Raw genomic sequence first — 17,724 nt, forward strand, 5'->3', positions numbered from 1 at the left:
TGCATGGAAAATTAAATCCTTACTTTATATAAAAAAGTGGTGAACAGGAATAAAATACATTTCCTGGATCGCCACTTTTTATTTAAAGGAAATACATATCAAAATGAAAGGTCTTTATTGATGTATTGGTTTGTCAAAGCTAACTTGGAGCCGAAATATTAGTTTCTTAGAACTAACCAAATAACTATTCTCACAATGCGGATAATATTCCATAATGTGGAAAGATGGTGCGGAAATTTTAATATTGTTTATGATTTGGTACATGATTCCAGCGTTTTTGATTTGCATTTTAGGGAAAAATTGCTATAATAATCTATAGATGTTCTGTGTATGCAGGACACAAGCTAGTTAAATAAATATTTACATATTTATACACTTTATAGGAGGAAATCAACTATGGCAAGAAAAATGAAAACCATGGATGGTAACCATGCAGCCGCTCATGCTTCCTATGCATTTACGGATGTAGCAGCCATCTACCCGATTACCCCTTCTTCTCCGATGGCGGAAGCTACCGATGAATGGGCAACCGATGGAAGAACAAACATGTTCGGACAGCCGGTACAGATTACTGAGATGCAGTCCGAGGCAGGTGCTGCCGGTGCCGTACATGGCTCCCTTGCAGCAGGTGCATTAACAACAACTTATACAGCTTCTCAGGGTCTTCTTCTTATGATCCCGGATCTCTATAAGATCGCTGGTGAGCAGCTTCCGGGCGTATTCAACGTATCCGCTCGTTGTGTAGCAACTCACGCTTTAAATATCTTCGGTGACCACTCCGACGTTTATGCCTGTCGTCAGACCGGATGCGCAATGCTCTGCGAATCCAGCGTGCAGGAAGTTATGGATTTAACACCGGTTGCACACCTTGCAGCATTAAAGGGTAAAGTTCCGTTCATCAACTTCTTTGACGGTTTCCGTACTTCCCACGAGATCCAGAAGATCGAGACATGGGATTACGAAGATTTAAAAGAAATGGCTGATATGGACGCCATTGATGCATTCCGTAAGAACGCTCTGAACCCGAACCATCCGGTACAGAGAGGTTCCGCTCAGAACCCGGATATCTTCTTCCAGGCAAGAGAAGCATGTAACCCGTACTACGATGCTCTTCCGGCAATCGTACAGGAGTACATGGATAAAGTAAACGCTAAGATCGGCACAGATTACAAGCTGTTCAACTACTACGGAGCTGCTGACGCTGAGCACGTTATCATCGCTATGGGTTCCGTAAACGATACAATCGAGGAGACAATCGACTACCTTGCAAAACAGGGCAAGAAGGTCGGCGTTGTCAAAGTTCGTCTGTACAGACCGTTCTGCACAGAAGCCCTGATCGAGGCAATTCCGGATACTGTTAAGCAGATCTCTGTACTCGACAGAACAAAAGAGCCGGGTTCCATCGGCGAGCCGTTATACCTTGATGTTGTTGCAGCATTAAAGGGCTCCAAGTTCGATAAGGTTCCGGTATTCACAGGCCGTTATGGTCTTGGTTCCAAGGATACAACACCGGCACAGATCGTTGCTGTATACGAGAACACAGAGAAGAAGAGATTCACAATCGGTATCAACGATGATGTGACATACCTTTCCTTACAGTTAGGCGCTCCGCTTGTTACAACTCCGGAAGGAACTACAAACTGTAAGTTCTGGGGTCTTGGCGCAGACGGTACTGTAGGTGCTAATAAGAACTCCATCAAGATCATCGGTGACAACACAGACATGTACGCTCAGGCTTACTTCGATTATGACTCCAAGAAGTCCGGCGGTGTTACAATGTCCCACTTACGTTTCGGACATACTCCGATCAAGTCCACATACCTGATCCACAAAGCAAACTTCGTTGCATGCCACAACCCGGCATACATCCGCAAGTACAACATGGTTCAGGAGCTTGTTGACGGCGGTACATTCCTTCTCAACTGCCCGTGGGATGCTGAGGGTCTTGAGAAACACTTACCGGGACAGGTTAAGAAGTTCATCGCTGATCACAACATCAAATTCTACACCATCGACGGTGTTAAACTTGGTATCGAGACAGGTATGGGTCCGACCCGTATCAACACGATCCTTCAGTCTGCATTCTTTGAGTTAACAAAGATCATCCCGGCTGATAAGGCTAACGAGCTTATGAAAGCAGCTGCAAAGGCTACTTACGGTCGTAAGGGTGAGGACGTTGTTATGAAGAACTGGGCAGCGATCGACGCCGGCGCTAAGGGACTTGTAGAAGTTCAGGTTCCGGAGAGCTGGAAGAACTGCGCAGACGAAGGCCTTGACATGGTTCACGCTACAGAGGGCCGCGAGGATGTTATCAATTTCGTTAACAACATCCAGGCTGCTGTAAACGCTCAGGAAGGTAACAACCTCCCGGTATCCGCATTCAAGGATTATGTTGACGGTACAACTCCGTCCGGTTCCGCTGCATACGAGAAACGTGGTATCGCAGTTAACGTACCGGTTTGGAATCCGGACAACTGTATCCAGTGTAACTTCTGTTCCTATGTCTGCCCGCACGCAGTTATCCGTCCGGTAGCTATGACAGAGGAAGAGGCTGCTAAGGCACCGGCTGGCACAAAGACCATTCCGATGACTGGTATGCCGGAGTACAAGTTCGCTATGACAATTTCCGCTCTTGACTGTACCGGATGTGGTTCCTGTGCGAACGTATGCCCGGGCAAGAAGGGTGAGAAGGCTCTTACAATGGTTCCGCTTGAAGGAAACGCTGCAGAGCAGGAAGTATTCAACTACGGCCAGACACTTGACGTCAAACAGGATGTAATCGATAAATTCAAAGAGACAACTGTAAAGGGCAGCCAGTTCAAACAGCCGCTCCTTGAGTTCTCCGGCGCATGTGCTGGTTGTGGTGAGCCGCCGTACGCAAAACTGATCACACAGTTATTCGGTGACAGAATGTACATCGCAAACGCAACAGGATGTACTTCTATCTGGGGTAACTCTTCACCGTCCACACCTTACACAGCAAACAAGGCAGGCAAAGGACCGGCTTGGTCTAACTCCCTGTTCGAGGATAACGCTGAGTTCGGTTATGGTATGTTACTCGCTCAGCAGGCAATCCGCGATGGCTTAAAGGCTAAAGTTGAGGAAGTTGCTGCAAACGAGAACGCAACAGCAGAAGTAAAAGCTGCATGCCAGGAGTGGTTAGACACATTCAGCGTTGGCGCTACAAACGGTGCTGCAACTGACAAACTCGTAGCTGCTCTTGAGAACGTTGACTGCCCGACATGCAAGGACATCGTCAAGAACAAAGATTTCCTGGCTAAGAAGTCCCAGTGGATCTTCGGTGGTGACGGTTGGGCTTACGATATCGGATTCAACGGCGTTGACCACGTACTTGCAAGCGGCAAGGATATCAACATCATGGTATTCAACACTGAGGTTTACTCCAACACAGGCGGACAGTCCTCCAAGGCTACTCCGACAGGTGCTGTTGCTCAGTTCGCTGCAGGCGGTAAAGAAGTTAAGCAGAAAGACCTTGCTGCAATCGCTATGAGCTATGGCTATGTATACGTTGCACAGATCTCCATGGGTGCTGATATGAACCAGACCATCAAGGCAATCGCTGAGGCTGAGGCATATCCGGGACCGTCCCTGATCATTGCATACGCTCCGTGTATCAACCATGGTATCAAGAAGGGTATGGCAAAGGCTCAGACAGAGGAGAAGCTTGCTGTTCAGTCCGGTTACTGGAATCTCTTCAGATTCAACCCGGCAGCTGAGGGCAAGAAGTTCAGCCTTGACTGCAAGCCGGCTACCGTTGACTACCAGGAGTTCATCAAGGGTGAGGTTCGTTACACATCTCTCGCACTTAAGAACCCGGCAAGAGCTGAGAAGCTGTTTGCTAAGGCAGAGCAGAACGCTAAGGATAAGTACGCTTACCTTGAGAAGTTAGTTACACTCTACGATGAGAAATAATTAACAGAATCATGAAAGACCCCGGAACAGCTTCGGCTGTGGCCGGGGTCTTTTTGCGCGGTGGTGTGCCCGGAAGAAATTGCCGGTGGGCAGTTGGTGAAAATTTGTGCATGTACGAGACTGTACTGTATCGTAAGAATTCCGTAAGAGAAAAGACCTGTGATGTTCATTGACATTACGGGTCTTTTTTACTATATTAAGTGTATTAAGAGTATTCATACAGTTGAGACATGAACGGACATGTGCGAAAAAGTGTGCTGTAAGCTTGCTTGCATAAGCGCTTTTTGTACAGGGCTGCACATCAAAGTCGCAAGCTGCATAGAAAGGAGGATGCCTATGATTCTGTTAGATTACAAAGACCGCCGCCCGATCTACGAACAGGTGGTTTCAAAGCTCGAGGAGCTGATGCTGCTCGGTGTCATGAAAGAGAATGAACCGCTGCCATCGGTGCGGGCTCTTGCGATGGACCTGTCCATCAACCCGAATACGATCCAGCGAGCCTATGTGGAACTGGAGCGGCAGGGGTATATTTACACAGTGAAGGGGAAGGGAAGTTTTGTGGCAGATAATACAGTGATGAAGGAAAAGAGGAAGAAGGAAGTTCTCCTTCAGGTGAGTGATATGATCGATGAGGCGATCCGGGTGGGAATTCCCGGCGATGAGATCAAAAATATGGTAGAGATCCAGTATAAAGCGGCAAAGAGGAACGGAGGTGGAGAAGCATGATTGAGACAAGTGGATTGACAAAACGGTTTGATGATATTCTGGCGGTCGATCACATCAGCGCAAAGATCAGGGACGGCAGTGTGTTCGGACTGATCGGAACGAACGGTGCCGGAAAAAGTACATTTCTGCGCATGGTCAGCGGAATCTTAAAACCGGATGAGGGAGCAGTGCTGATCGATGGTGAAAACGTGTACGAGAACCCGGCGGTGAAATCGAGATTCTTTTATATCTCAGATGACCAGTATTTTTTCGCCAACGGAACCCCGTTGGAGCTTATGAAATTTTATAAGTCTATCTACCCGGCTTTTGATGAGCCAAGATTTTTCCATCTCTTACAGTCCTTTGATCTGGACAAAAAGAGAAAGATCTCCACATTCTCAAAGGGAATGAAAAAACAGCTTTCCATCATTTACGGAATCTGCGCGGGGACGGACTATATCTTCTGTGACGAGACCTTCGACGGTCTTGATCCGGTGATGCGTCAGGCGGTAAAGAGCCTGTTCGCGAGCGATATGGCGGAGCGGAATCTGACTCCGATCATCGCCTCCCACAACCTGAGAGAGCTGGAGGATATCTGTGATCATGTCGGCCTTTTACACAAAGGCGGGATCCTGCTCTCTAAGGATCTGGACGATATGAAGTTAAACATTCACAAGATCCAGTGTGTCTTAAAACCCGGCATAAAAGTGGAAGATCTTACGGAGCTTGATATCTTAAAGACAGAATACAGGGGAAGTCTTGCGACGATCACCGTCCGCGGCGCGAGGGAGAATGTAGAACGGCAGATGGCGGCGTGCGAACCGCTGTTCTTCGAGCTGATCCCGCTGTCTTTGGAGGAGATCTTTATCAGTGAAACGGAGGTGGCAGGATATGACATCAAGAAACTTATTTTTTAAACTTATGAAGGAGGACCTGAAGCGAAGACTCTGGGCCATTGGTTTTTCGGTTCTGGCGCTGTTTTTTGCGATGCCGATGGCGGCAGCCATGGGGATCGGAGAGATCGGAAACCAGTACAAGCAATGGCTGATCTCCGGAACCGGATACGAGAATATGGTGCCGGAGGCACTGCGTCAGACGAAGATCCTGCGGCTTGCCGGTGAGATCCTGGGTTTTGAAAACTATGCCCTTTTTATGGTGGTTGGAGCCGCGGCGATGATCCTCGGACTCACAGGATTTTTGTATCTCCACTCAAAGAAACAGATCGATTTTTACAACAGCCTCCCCGTGAAGAGGGAGATGCTGTTTACAGTGAAATTCCTTGACGGATTCCTGATCATTCTGGCCGCTTACCTGATCAACATGTTCGCGGCGTTTGGAATTTTCTGCGGAAACGGGATCGCGGCGGGCGATCTTTTCAAGATGATGTTTGCTTCCTTCGCGGTCAATATGATCGGATTTCTCCTGATCTATGTGGTGATGGTGATCGCGGTGCTTCTCCCAGGGAATCTCTTTATCTCGATCCTCGGCGCAGGCGTCCTGTACGGATATTTGCCGGCGGTCTCCCTGCTGATCGAGGGCTTAAAATCCCTGTTCTTTGTGACACGGGGAAGAGAAGGCGATGTGTATTGGCTTGCAAAATACGGTTCCCCCATCGGCTATTTCACAAAACTGGCAGGCGCGGGGCTTGATGCGTTCCACTCAGACCAGTTTTATGACGATATCGACTATGGATTTTCCAGGATCCAGATGGAGCTGCAGAGTACCGCTGACAGCGGCGCAGAGCTCTTAAAGCTTTGCGGGCTCGGGATCTTTGCGGCGGTGATCCTCACCGGGATCGCACTGGTCCTCTATAGGATCCGACCGTCGGAGGCGGCGGGAAAGGCCATGTCATTTAAGAAGACTCAGGCGCCGATCAAGATCCTGCTTCTCATTCCGATGACCGTGACCACGACGGTATTCTTATGGAGCATCTACTACAGCGGCGTATGGGCAGCGGTCGGCTTTGTACTTGGACTTGTACTTACGAGCTGCCTCATCGAGATCATTTATCATTTTGATTTCACGAAGCTTTTTGCAAATCCGGTCCAGACGGTGATCGGAGGTGCCATAGCTATTCTGGTGGTGGGGGCCTTCTGGATGGACGTTTTTGGATATGATTCCTATATTCCGGACGAAAAGGACTTCGTATCCGCATCCATCGACCTGAACCTTGACAATGAGCCGGACTGCGGGCTTCCGTACCGGAGCGGTGATTCGTATCGTTGGCGCTATATGAATTCAAGTGATTACGCGGACGCAAATATGAAGCTTACCGATTACGCTGTAGTCCATGCCTTTGCGGAAAAGGCGGTAGAGAACGCGAAGCAGCAGAGAAACCAGCAGATAAAAGGCGACAGCTCCTACAGCTACCGCGATGACGGCGGCTATATGATCTATATTCAGGCAGGCTACCGGCAGAAAAACGGAAAGACAGTTTATCGTTCTTACCGGATCACCCGTTCCGTTCTTGGCAGTACCCTGGATGAGATCTATGCGACGAAGGAGTACAAGGACGGCACATATCCGGTGATGTCCTATCAGCCGGAGAATATCACGGGGATCTACTGGCTGTCAGACCGTGGTATCCTTGAAGTGAGTGCGGATGACACACTCCGCGCGGAGATCCTCGCGGCGTATCAGGAGGAATTGGCAGGGCTCACCATCAATGAGAGAGCCGTCGAGGTTCCGGTGGCAGCACTGAGATTTCTCACAAAGGCGGAGAATGAGTATCTCGGCGCGATCAGCAGCCAGAGAGGCTATACTTCCCAGGGATTCCAGATGGAAGATATGCAGATAGTGAACTTTGTTCCGGTCTATCCGTCCTTTACAAAGACGATTGCCCTCTTAAAGCAGGCGGGCACGGATGTGACAGCGAAGCTCTCTGCGGATGATGTCACACAGGTAAAGATCCTGTATCCGACGGAGTATGAGAGTACTGCAGCCGGGGAGAATGCGGTCACAGGAGAGGACGTCCCGATCAGCGAAAAAAGCGGGGGAGTGACGGCAGAAACGGAATTGAAGGCTGTTTCTTATGGCGGTCAGAAGATGATCACCATCGTAAATGACGGGTCGGAGGAGAACCGAAGGAAGATCGAGGAGATTCTTTCCGCCAGTGCGCCGGAGATCATGCTTGACAGAAACCGCCTCTGCACCTATGAGATGGGAATCGAGATCGATGTGTCCATAAAACCCGACAGCGCCTTTTCCTCCGGAAATGGAACTGTGGATGAACGGGTCTACCGGATCATGGGAGATACGGTTCCGGAGTGTATTGAGAAAGCGTTAAATTACAGTAAAATCAGTACAAAATCTGTTAGAAAAGGCATCGGAGTGATGAAAAACGATTGATAGATCAACGAATATCATGTATAATCGAACAAGTCTGAATAGGAGAGGAAAAACCTGGCAGGGAACTGCCGGGTTTTGCCGTTTCCTGAATCTGAAATATGGATAGAAAAATCGGAGGTTTATCATGGAATTTTTTGGAAATATCATAAAGGGGATCATGATCGGCATCGCGAACATCATTCCGGGCGTTTCCGGAGGAACAATGGCGGTGTCTCTCGGTATCTATGACCGGCTCATCGGCTCGATCTCCGGCCTGTTTCGGGAATTCAAAAAGAGTATCCTGTTTCTGATCCCGATCATTATCGGCGCCGGAATCGGCATTGTGGGTTTTACCTACGCCATCGAATACCTGCTCGATAAGCATACCTTCGTTACCTGTATGGCATTTGTGGGCCTGATTCTCGGTGGACTTCCGGCGATCTTTTTGTCCATGAGGGCAAAGGTATCTTCGGGCGGGGTCGGTGTCTTTGGAATCCTTGCCTTTGTGATCGCCTTTGCGATCTCCGGCGGCATGCCGCTTTTAAAGGAGAGCAAGGACGCCCTCACGGTGATCGCGGTGACTCCGGGGAATATGGTGATCTTATTTATCCTCGGTATTGTGGCTTCTGCCACAATGGTAATTCCGGGTGTTTCCGGCTCCATGATGCTGATGATCTTCGGCTATTATTACGCGATCATCAATACGATCAAGACATTCCTTGACAATCTCCGCGCCTTTGACCTTGCGGGCATGAAGGACGGGATCCTGCTCCTGGCGCCGTTCGGGATCGGCGTGGTTTTGGGAATCTTTCTGATCGCAAAGCTGATCACGTTCCTCTTTGAGAAGTACGGCGTGCAGACATTCTGCGCGATCTTAGGCCTCGTGATCTCGTCCCCGATTGCAATCTTTATCAACACGGGACTTGTATCGAAGCTCGGCTCCCTGTCACTGTGGGAGATCTTATTTGGAATCGTCCTCATGGCTGCCGGGGCTTTCGTTACGGTATTTGTGGGCGAGCGGTAAATATAAAAGACCGTCTGCGGGAAATGATAGGAAAGATATCCTATGCCCACAGACGGTCTTTTTACTCGATTTATTTAGTCCCGGTCCCACAGGACCGGTCCCGCCATTGCGAAATAGCTTATTCCTGATCCTCTGTAACGTTCACAGTTGTCTCAGCAGCTTCGGTCTCAAACTTCTCATCCGGTACTGTCTCGCAGGTGCAGGTCTCATCCGTCTTTTCTTCTCCGGCGGTTTCGGACGCTTCGGCTGTATCGACAACATCGATATCGTCATCCTCCGGCTTTGTCTCCGCGATCTTTGCACCGCACTTGCTGCAGAAAGCAGAGGTCTTTTCAATCTTTGCACCGCATTCCGGACAGTGGATAAATCCTTCTAAGGTGGAGAGCTTGTCCTGAAGCTCGTCGATGGTCTTTAAGCTTTCGCGGATCAGGGTGAATTCTGCGGTGTAGGCCTCCTCATCTGCTTCATTTGCGGCTTCGAATACCTTTTTGCCGATCTGCGCATACTGGCGGTTCAGCGCCTCCTTCTCCCTTGAGAGCTGCGTCTTTAACTGGACCGTGTCAGAAAGCTCCTTTGTCTTCTGGGCAACCTGTTTCCCGGTTTCGGTGAGGCTGCGTTTCATATCTGTAAAAAATGCCATTGCAATAAACTCCTTTCGAAAGTGGATTGGTACGGCCGCCTTAAAAGGCGGCGATATATTGTCTCTATTTTAATCTTTTTAGAAGAAAAAGTCAATTTCCAATGCCAGATTCATGAAGCGGCGGAAAAATCCAATGCCACCGCTGTATTGTACAGAATTTTCAGATCGGAAAATTCCTGCCTGCATACAGTAACCGCAGAACAATTATAGGACTTTAGTAGGTTGATGCGAAAGATAAAGTGTGCTATGATGGAAGCATTCAGCAGGTCTGCGCTTCCTGCGCAGTCCATATGTCAGACATAATGGAGGAAACGATCATGGGAGAAAAGAGAAAACCGGCAACGATCTGCATCCAGAGCGGATGGAAACCAAAGAACGGAGAGCCGAGAGTTCTTCCGATTTATCAGAGCACAACTTTTAAATATGAGACGAGCGAACAGATGGGAAGACTGTTCGATCTGGAGGAAGATGGGTATTTCTATACAAGACTTGCGAACCCGACGAATGATGCGGTAGCGGAAAAGATCTGTGAGCTGGAAGGCGGAGTGGCTGCGATGCTCACATCTTCCGGACAGGCGGCGAACTACTATGCGGCCTTCAATATCTGCAATGCGGGTGACCATATTATCAGCGCAGCGACGATCTACGGCGGAACCTCCAACCTGTTTACAGTGACAATGAAGAAACAGGGGATCGATGTGACACTGGTGGATCCGGACGCACCGGAGGAGGAGATCGAGAAGGCGTTCCGTCCGAATACAAAAATGGTATTCGGTGAGACGATCGCGAACCCGGCTCTTGTCGTTCTCGATATTGAGAAATTTGCCCGGATAGCCCACAGACATGGGGTGCCGCTTATCGTGGATAACACGTTTGCGACACCGATCAACTGCCGGCCGTTCGAGTGGGGCGCAGATATTGTGACCCATTCTACCACAAAATATATGGACGGACATGCGATGACTGTCGGCGGCTGCATCGTTGACAGCGGAAACTTCGACTGGAATGCCCATGCGGATAAATTCCCGGGACTTACCACACCGGATGAATCCTATCACGGAATCGTGTATACCGAGCGCTTCGGTAAGAAAGCCTATATCACAAAGGCGACCGCGCAGCTTATGCGCGATCTGGGTTCGATCCCGTCCCCGATGAACTCCTTCCTTTTAAATGTGGGTCTTGAGACCCTGCACCTGAGAATGCCGAAGCATTGCGAGAACGCCCAGAGGGTTGCGGAGTGGCTGCTTGCGAGAGAGGACGTGGCATGGGTCAATTATCCGGGGTTAAAGGAGAATAAGTACCATGCTCTGGCTGAAAAATATATGCCGGACGGAAGCTGCGGCGTGATCTCTTTTGGATTAAAGGGCGGAAGACGGGCGGCAGGAGAGTTCATGGACAAACTGAAATTCGTTGCCATCGTCACACATGTTGCCGATGCGAGAACCTGTATTCTCCATCCGGCAAGCCATACCCATCGCCAGCTTACCGATGAGCAGCTCGTGGAGGCGGGAGTTGATCCGTCCCTGATCCGGCTCAGCGTTGGAATTGAGGATGCGGATGACATTATTGAAGATTTAAGACAGGCACTGGAAGATTAAATGCTCCTGATGTGCAGGCTGTGTTGAGGACCAGATGACAAGAAGCCGCCGGGGAAACAGTCTCTGGAGGCCTAACAGAAGATATGAGGCATAATTTATGATCGAAATGGATGAAATGAAGGGAAGAGGAAAGCGTGGTCTTTTAAGAGTCGTATTCGGACGAACTATGTTCTTCCTGCTGTTTATCGCGCTGCAGCTGGCGTTTTTCTTCTGGATCTATGTATGGCTGGATAACAAATATCAGGCCTGGGGATACGGTTCTTTCGCTTTGATCAGTGCGATCCTCACGATCCATATTCTGAACGAAAAGCAGAACGCCAGCTTTAAAATGGCGTGGCTGATCCCTGTCCTGTTGTTTCCGGTATTCGGAACCTTGTTCTACGTGTTTGTCCAGCTTCAGATGGAGACGAAGATCTTCGCCAAACGGATCGCCGAGGTTCAGAAGAGGACGGACCACTTTCTGGAGCAGGACACGGCTGTCTATGAACGGCTTAGCCGCAGGAGCCGGAGAAATGCGAATCTCAGCCATTATATGAAGAAAAGCGGCGGCTATCCTACCTGGGACCGCACGAACTTCAAATATTTTCCGCTGGGAGATGAGTTCTATACGGATGTCCTTCAGGAGCTCCAAAAGGCCAGAAGATATATTTTTGTCGAATATTTCATTATTTCAAAAGGGATCCTGTGGGATTCGATCCTGAAGATCCTTGAGCAGAAGGCGAAAGAGGGCGTAGAGGTAAGAATCCTCTATGATGGCATGAACTCCTTTTCCAACCTGCCCCACGACTATCCGAAGGAGCTGGAGGCAAAGGGAATCCGCTGCCGGATCTTCAATCCGATCCGCCCGGCGATCTCTACAAGCCAGAATAACCGTGATCACAGAAAGATCCTTGTGATCGATGGTCATACCGCCTACACCGGCGGCGTGAACCTCGCGGATGAGTATATCAACCGGAAAGTCCGGTTTGGCCACTGGAAAGACAATGCGATCCGCCTGAAGGGAGAAGCCGTGAAGAACTTTACGGTGATGTTCCTCCAGATGTGGGATGTCTGCTCAAAAAAGCCGGATTCGGATTTTGATTACAGCCCATATCTTGATACCGGGGATTATTTCCATTCTCCGGAGCTTGACATGGACGGATTTTCGATCCCGTTTTCTGACAGCCCGATCGACGGGGAAGCGGTGGGACACCAGCTTTATCTGGATATTATCTATCAGGCAAAGAAATATGTGTACATTATGACCCCTTATCTGGTGCTCGATGATGATATGATCACAGCCCTGACCTATGCGGCAAAGCGCGGGGTGGACACGGTCATCATCATGCCTCATATTCCCGATAAAAAGTCAGCGTTCATGCTGGCCCATTCTTACTATACGGAGCTGATAGAGGCGGGGGTAAAGATTTACGAGTACCTGCCGGGGTTTGTCCACTCAAAGACGTTTGTCAGCGATGGGGAGAAAGCTGTGGTTGGATCCGTCAATATGGATTTCAGAAGCCAGTATCTGAATTTTGAGTGCGGGGTTTATATTTATGAGAATCCGGTGGTAGAGCAGATCAAAAAAGATTTTGATGAGACACTGCCGAAATGCGTGCGGATGACAAAAGAGAGCGTAGAGGCGCTTCCGGCACTGCATAAGTTCTGCGGAAAGGCGATGCGGCTGATCGCACCGTTGATGTAGGGAGAACGCAGGAGAAAAACGGCCTTGCGGGGAAAGAACCGGATGGCATCATACAGAAAAAGAAAAGGAAGCGGGCAGAGGAGAATTTCCTCTACTCGCTTCCTTCCTTCTCGTTCAGCGGGTCGGCAGCGGCTGTGTTGATGGATGATTCTGCGCGTTCCCGTAAAGAGGTTGCGCCAATCTCCTTTTTGTAGGCTGCGATCGCGTCCGCGATCCGTTCTTTGATGTACTGGTCTTTTTCTAATTTTCTTTCCTGCTCATCCGGATTATCCAGAATGGGTACGAAGAGAAACCTGCGGACAGCGAAGAGGATCGCAACGGCAACACAGCCGATAAGAGCTTCTTTGATGGCAAGGTGGTCGATGACCATCTGTCTTGCCACGGAGAAGAGAAGGACTTCGACGATGGAGTCGATGTCATGGCGGCAGAACATTTTTAAAAGCTCTACGCCAATGACGAGATCGAAGCTTTTCTTCATGAAATCGGAAAGATCGAAGCCATTGTCGAGATACAGGCTGTACAGGTTGTGGGGAACCGGCACAAAGGCGATCAGGATCGCGACGATCAGGATCAGGGCGCAGACAATCTCCAGATAGGAGGAGACTTTCATAAGGAATAGCTGCGCTCTCTGGATGCGGGGACTTGTGTAGTGCTTCATGAGCTGGTACCTCCCGGGGTATAGAGAAGTCTTGGTGACTTATGCAGAGGTGGACGGGTTGCTGCTTTGTCTTGAAACGTGCTGCAGGTGGTGGAAAACTACAGCAATATGGACAAATATTTAAAAATATTATACAGAAAACCGGCAATATTATCAATTATGAATTGAAATTGTGTTAAATAAAATACAAAATCGCCCCGGATCCGTTCATACTTTTTTAATAGAAAAAATTTTGATTTTTTATTACAAATATGTTACACTATTGTTCGTATGTATCGTACAGGAAGACGGAAAACAGTAATGGAGATAAACACATGAATGATGATAAAGATACAGTAAACTATATGGATTCTATCAACAAGGCGAGCAGAAAGCGGAGAAGGAAACCGTCTTTCTGGGAACAGTACGGAATCCTTGTGATCGGAGCGGCTGTTCTTGCAGTGATCGTTGTGGCGGTGGTATTTGGCGGAAAGGCCGTGAACGCCGTAAAAGGAAAAATGGCGGCGGCGCAGGCTGCATCTGAGTCCGCCTCGGAGAGCGAGAGTGCGGAGGAAGCTTCTCTTCAGGCAGAGGAGGAGAGCCGTGCAGAGATCGAATCCGAGTCGGCGGAAACGGATGCAAAGATTAAAGAAGTGATCGATTCCTACTCGAATCTTGGTATCGCGAAGGTCACAGGCTACTTAAATATCCGGAAAGACCCGAATGAGGCAGCGAATGTGATCGGAACACTTTCCGATGGAAGTGCCTGCGAGATCCTGGAGACTCTGGAGGGCTGGTATAAGATCAGCTCCGGCGAGGTCGAGGGATATGCCAGCGCGGAATATATCCTGACCGGGGATGAAGCAAAGACCGCGGCGAAAGACCTTGTAAAGGAACGTGTATATATTACCGCAGACAATTTAAATATCCGTGAGACACCTTCTATGGACGGAAACATCGTTGGAAAGTGCCTTCAGGGCGAGCTTCATGAACTTCTTGGGGAGACGGATGGATGGTATCAGATCTCCGGCGGTTATATCTCTGCGGATTACGCGGAAAAACGGTTCTGTATGAACGAGGCAAACAAGCTGGATATGAAGGCGATGGTCTTAAATTTCTATGACCGCCCGGGCGTATCCAATGTTTCCAATTATTTAAATATCCGTGCGGGCGCCGGTGAGAGCGAAAAGATCATCGGAAAGCTCCCGAGCTATGCCGGATGTGAGATCTTAGAGGACGCCAACGGCTGGTATAAGATCAGTTCCGGTGGAATTACCGGATATGTAAAGAGTGAATATATCCTGACCGGTGACGCAGCGAAGGAAGCAGCCATGAGCCATGCGGAGCTTATGGCGATCGTCCATGCGGACCGCTTAAACGCGAGAACAGAGCCGTCCACCGACGCGAAAATCTGGACCCAGATCTCCGAGAATGAGCGGTATCATGTCGCGGAGCAGCTTGACGGATGGGTAAAGATCGAATTTGATGAGGGCGGAGAAGGCGATGGAAATGATGAGATTTCTTCCGCGTATGTTTCTTCAGAATTTGTGGAAGTACGATATGCCCTGTCTGAGGCGATCAAATTCTCACCGACGGAAGAAAGTGCTTCCTTAAGAAGCCGGATCGTAAACTACGCGATGAAGTTCCTGGGCAATCCATATGTCTGGGGTGGTACGAGCCTTACAAGAGGCGCTGACTGTTCCGGATTTACCATGTCGGTTATGAAAAACTTCGGGATTTCTCTTCCGCATTACTCCGGTTCCCAGGCGAACAGCGGAAAACGGATCAAGTCGAGCCAGATGAAGCCGGGCGACCTGATCTTCTACGGAAGCAGCCGCGGAAGGATCAACCATGTTGCCATGTACATCGGCAATGGACAGATCATCCACGCAGCGAGCCGAAGAAGCGGAATCAAGATCTCTACCTGGAACTACAGAACTCCGGTGTGCATCGTGGATGTAATTGGAAACAGGTCCTGATCGGGTAAATTGTGATAAAAATGGATATGAGAACTCCTTTCTGGACATACTGGGTGTACCTGGCATGTCAGAAAGGAGTTTTTTTGTTATGAATGAAAAGGAACAGAAGGAGACAAAGGCGGAGGAGGAGCGGATCCGGGAGAACGGACAGGTGACGCTGGAAGAGAATGGTAAGAGGATCCATCTCTTATCTATCATCGGGGAGATCGAAGGGCATGACAATCTATCCGGGAGTACGAAGACTACAAAGTATGAACATATTCTGCCGGAACTTGCGAAGGTGGAGAGCGATGAGAAGATCGGAGGGGTCCTGATCCTTGTGAATACCATCGGCGGGGATGTGAGCTGCGGGCTTGCACTGGCGGAGATGATCGCATCCCTCAGCAAGCCGACGGTTTCCTTAGTCATCGGGGACAGCCACTCCATCGGTGTGCCGTTGGCGGTGGCGTCAGATTATTCCTTCATCGTACCCACCGGGACCATGCTGGTTCATCCGGTACGGATGAGCGGGGTGGTGATCGGGACGGCACAGACCTACGAATATTTTGAAATGATCGAGGAACGGATCATAAGCTTTGTATCAGAGCACAGCAGGATCGATCGGGAAAAAATGAAACGGCTCATGCACAATACGAAGATGCTGACGAAGGATCTCGGGACGGTTCTGGTCGGAAAAGAGGCGGTGGAGTGCGGACTGATCGACGGAGAAGGCGGAATCAGGGACGCCATCGAAAAGCTGAATGTGCTGATAAAAAACGACTGACCGAAAATATGTTCGATTTATAATTTCTTACGGTTGCATTTTGGCATTTTTTTTTGTATACTATATTTTGGGGTACTTGCCCCGTAAAGTTAAATGTGCTGATCAGTTGAAAAATGTCGCTGTTATCATAAAAAGTGTCAAAGATTCTAAGGAAACTTAGAATCTTTTTTTATTATAAACTGCTGCTGCCACTGATCTGTCCATGAAAAGCCTCTGAAAGAGATTTGCGAGGATTTAGATTAAGAAACACAGAAACAGCCGCAGAGGCATTAAAACTCTTATAAAACGGAAAGCAGAAGCTGAAATAGCCAGAGAAGCTAAAGCAATGAAGATCAAAATAAGAATAGCTGCATGTCACAGACATAACAGATGACAGAGCAAGCGGCAGAAGCAGAAGAGAGTATTCTGGTAACCAATATCAGGATTGCATATGATATACATCAAAATTGCAAAAATGATTTTATTGAAAACCAGTTAATTATGGGTGAAATGAATTGATTTTCTATCTATAACTCATTAGAAAACCAAATATATAACTGAAATTTTATAAAAATATGTTTTATAAGCTTTAGAATTGTAATGAAATATTTTTTCTTTATGATATAATCAGAAACAGACGCAGAAGGAGGGCCACTCATGAAGAAAAAGTATTTAGTTACAGTTGATGGAGATCGGTATATTTGGCAAAAAATCAGTGATAACTCAAACATAACTCCAAAAGAACCTTCTTTGATTGAGGTTATAAAAAAACTGCCTAAAATATTCAGACATATGGGCGCTGACCGATGGCTTGCGATGCTTGCAGTATTAGGAGAAACATGTCTTATTGCTGGATTGTCTTGTTATATGTTCCAAAACATAGCAATTATTGCAGCATTTGTTGCGCTTGTATTTACTGTTGTCCTTGGCCCGCTGAGCCGTTGGATTGGAAATTTAAACAACAAGTTATGTAGCTTTCTTATAATATATCCTGTGTGTATGATATGCTATATTGTTTTTTATGACCGAGCTTCGCAAATCAAACTCTTAAGCAGCGATAACATAGGCAATACACTGACAGCTGTTTCATTAATTATTACGATAGTTTATGAACTATTTAAAATGTTTTCAAATTTATCATTAGAGGTTTAATTCTCTAATGGTTCCAAATATCCAGATGATACTTAAATGGATTGCTCCATAGAATATATATAGTTTTCCTATAAAATGATTGTTTTTTAAGCCTATATTTTCAATAATCCAAATAGCTGTACATCCAAATAGTAGCTGCCATATGAGAATGCATTTTGAAGAAAACAATAAATCACAAATTCTTTTAATATATGGATACTCATAGAGTTCTTTTAAATAACATCTGAATTTAAGGCAATAATGGCTTAATAAGGGCAGTGCAACACAATTGTTAGAGTCCGATAGAAACAGCCATCCTAAGGC

At 48.0% G+C, this 17,724-nt stretch carries 13 protein-coding genes; 10 read left to right on the top strand and 3 right to left on the bottom strand.

Annotated features, from left to right (window positions below; genetic code table 11):
* Positions 1-396 precede the first annotated feature (396 nt).
* The 5 genes from nifJ to DXA87_RS09005 all read left to right on the top strand — a co-directional run bounded on the left by nifJ (position 397) and on the right by DXA87_RS09005 (position 8,989).
* Positions 397-3,933: a pyruvate:ferredoxin (flavodoxin) oxidoreductase gene (gene nifJ / locus DXA87_RS08985; RefSeq protein ID WP_117469685.1), complete on the top strand. Its 3,537-nt coding sequence runs from the start codon at positions 397-399 to the stop codon at positions 3,931-3,933.
* 336 nt (positions 3,934-4,269) lie between these two features.
* Positions 4,270-4,659, top strand: coding sequence for a GntR family transcriptional regulator (locus tag DXA87_RS08990; RefSeq protein ID WP_117469684.1), 390 nt, complete (start codon positions 4,270-4,272; stop codon positions 4,657-4,659).
* The gene (locus tag DXA87_RS08995; RefSeq protein ID WP_117469683.1) at positions 4,656-5,555 is read left to right on the top strand and encodes an ABC transporter ATP-binding protein; all 900 of its coding nucleotides are present in this window, start codon (positions 4,656-4,658) and stop codon (positions 5,553-5,555) included. The genes DXA87_RS08990 and DXA87_RS08995 overlap by 4 nt, the downstream gene beginning before the upstream one ends.
* Entirely contained in the window at positions 5,530-7,986 is a 2,457-nt protein-coding gene (locus DXA87_RS09000; RefSeq protein WP_117503986.1) for a DUF6449 domain-containing protein, read from the top strand. The genes DXA87_RS08995 and DXA87_RS09000 overlap by 26 nt, the downstream gene beginning before the upstream one ends.
* A gap of 124 nt (positions 7,987-8,110) precedes the next feature.
* Positions 8,111-8,989, top strand: a complete 879-nt coding sequence (locus DXA87_RS09005) for a DUF368 domain-containing protein (RefSeq protein WP_117469681.1) — start codon at positions 8,111-8,113, stop codon at positions 8,987-8,989.
* A gap of 118 nt (positions 8,990-9,107) precedes the next feature.
* Here the strand turns inward: DXA87_RS09005 and DXA87_RS09010 are convergent, their stop codons facing one another.
* Positions 9,108-9,629 (bottom strand): zinc ribbon domain-containing protein, encoded by a 522-nt coding sequence (locus tag DXA87_RS09010; protein WP_117469680.1) that lies wholly within the window; start codon positions 9,627-9,629, stop codon positions 9,108-9,110.
* A gap of 317 nt (positions 9,630-9,946) precedes the next feature.
* Here DXA87_RS09010 and DXA87_RS09015 point away from each other — a divergent pair, with 317 nt between their 5' ends.
* Together DXA87_RS09015 and cls are read left to right on the top strand one after the other, a co-directional pair.
* Positions 9,947-11,227: an O-acetylhomoserine aminocarboxypropyltransferase/cysteine synthase family protein gene (locus tag DXA87_RS09015; RefSeq protein ID WP_117469679.1), complete on the top strand. Its 1,281-nt coding sequence runs from the start codon at positions 9,947-9,949 to the stop codon at positions 11,225-11,227.
* 97 nt (positions 11,228-11,324) lie between these two features.
* On the top strand, positions 11,325-12,911 hold the full coding sequence (gene cls / locus DXA87_RS09020; protein ID WP_181968016.1) for a cardiolipin synthase: 1,587 nt from the start codon (positions 11,325-11,327) through the stop codon (positions 12,909-12,911).
* Between the two features lie 91 nt (positions 12,912-13,002).
* Here the strand turns inward: cls and DXA87_RS09025 are convergent, their stop codons facing one another.
* Positions 13,003-13,569, bottom strand: coding sequence for a hypothetical protein (locus DXA87_RS09025; protein WP_117469678.1), 567 nt, complete (start codon positions 13,567-13,569; stop codon positions 13,003-13,005).
* Positions 13,570-13,883: 314 nt separating this feature from the next.
* Here DXA87_RS09025 and DXA87_RS09030 point away from each other — a divergent pair, with 314 nt between their 5' ends.
* The 3 genes from DXA87_RS09030 (at position 13,884) to DXA87_RS09040 (ending at position 17,421) form a co-directional block, all read left to right on the top strand.
* Positions 13,884-15,527: an SH3 domain-containing protein gene (locus DXA87_RS09030; RefSeq protein ID WP_117469677.1), complete on the top strand. Its 1,644-nt coding sequence runs from the start codon at positions 13,884-13,886 to the stop codon at positions 15,525-15,527.
* An 88-nt stretch (positions 15,528-15,615) separates the two neighbouring features.
* The gene (locus tag DXA87_RS09035; protein ID WP_117469676.1) at positions 15,616-16,290 is read left to right on the top strand and encodes an ATP-dependent Clp protease proteolytic subunit; all 675 of its coding nucleotides are present in this window, start codon (positions 15,616-15,618) and stop codon (positions 16,288-16,290) included.
* 636 nt (positions 16,291-16,926) lie between these two features.
* Positions 16,927-17,421 carry a hypothetical protein gene (locus tag DXA87_RS09040; RefSeq protein ID WP_117503987.1) on the top strand — a complete coding sequence of 165 codons (495 nt, stop codon included), beginning with the start codon at positions 16,927-16,929 and terminating at the stop codon, positions 17,419-17,421.
* Here the strand turns inward: DXA87_RS09040 and DXA87_RS18255 are convergent.
* A partial coding sequence (locus DXA87_RS18255; RefSeq protein WP_207659036.1) for a hypothetical protein occupies positions 17,410-17,724 on the bottom strand: 315 nt, incomplete at its 5' end. The two genes, DXA87_RS09040 and DXA87_RS18255, sit on opposite strands and share 12 nt — an antisense overlap.

The organism is Desulfotomaculum sp. OF05-3 (genome assembly GCF_003435535.1).
Classification (GTDB): domain Bacteria; phylum Bacillota; class Clostridia; order Lachnospirales; family Lachnospiraceae; genus Pilosibacter; species Pilosibacter fragilis.

Coding starts and splice junctions, on each gene's coding strand:
- DXA87_RS09025 (WP_117469678.1), bottom strand. CDS start 13,569: ATGAAGCACTACACAAGTCCCCGCATCCAGAGAGCGCAGCTATTCCTT.
- DXA87_RS09035 (WP_117469676.1), top strand. CDS start 15,616: ATGAATGAAAAGGAACAGAAGGAGACAAAGGCGGAGGAGGAGCGGATC.
- nifJ (WP_117469685.1), top strand. CDS start 397: ATGGCAAGAAAAATGAAAACCATGGATGGTAACCATGCAGCCGCTCAT.
- DXA87_RS09030 (WP_117469677.1), top strand. CDS start 13,884: ATGAATGATGATAAAGATACAGTAAACTATATGGATTCTATCAACAAG.
- DXA87_RS09005 (WP_117469681.1), top strand. CDS start 8,111: ATGGAATTTTTTGGAAATATCATAAAGGGGATCATGATCGGCATCGCG.
- cls (WP_181968016.1), top strand. CDS start 11,325: ATGATCGAAATGGATGAAATGAAGGGAAGAGGAAAGCGTGGTCTTTTA.
- DXA87_RS09000 (WP_117503986.1), top strand. CDS start 5,530: ATGACATCAAGAAACTTATTTTTTAAACTTATGAAGGAGGACCTGAAG.
- DXA87_RS09015 (WP_117469679.1), top strand. CDS start 9,947: ATGGGAGAAAAGAGAAAACCGGCAACGATCTGCATCCAGAGCGGATGG.
- DXA87_RS09040 (WP_117503987.1), top strand. CDS start 16,927: ATGAAGAAAAAGTATTTAGTTACAGTTGATGGAGATCGGTATATTTGG.
- DXA87_RS08995 (WP_117469683.1), top strand. CDS start 4,656: ATGATTGAGACAAGTGGATTGACAAAACGGTTTGATGATATTCTGGCG.
- DXA87_RS08990 (WP_117469684.1), top strand. CDS start 4,270: ATGATTCTGTTAGATTACAAAGACCGCCGCCCGATCTACGAACAGGTG.
- DXA87_RS09010 (WP_117469680.1), bottom strand. CDS start 9,629: ATGGCATTTTTTACAGATATGAAACGCAGCCTCACCGAAACCGGGAAA.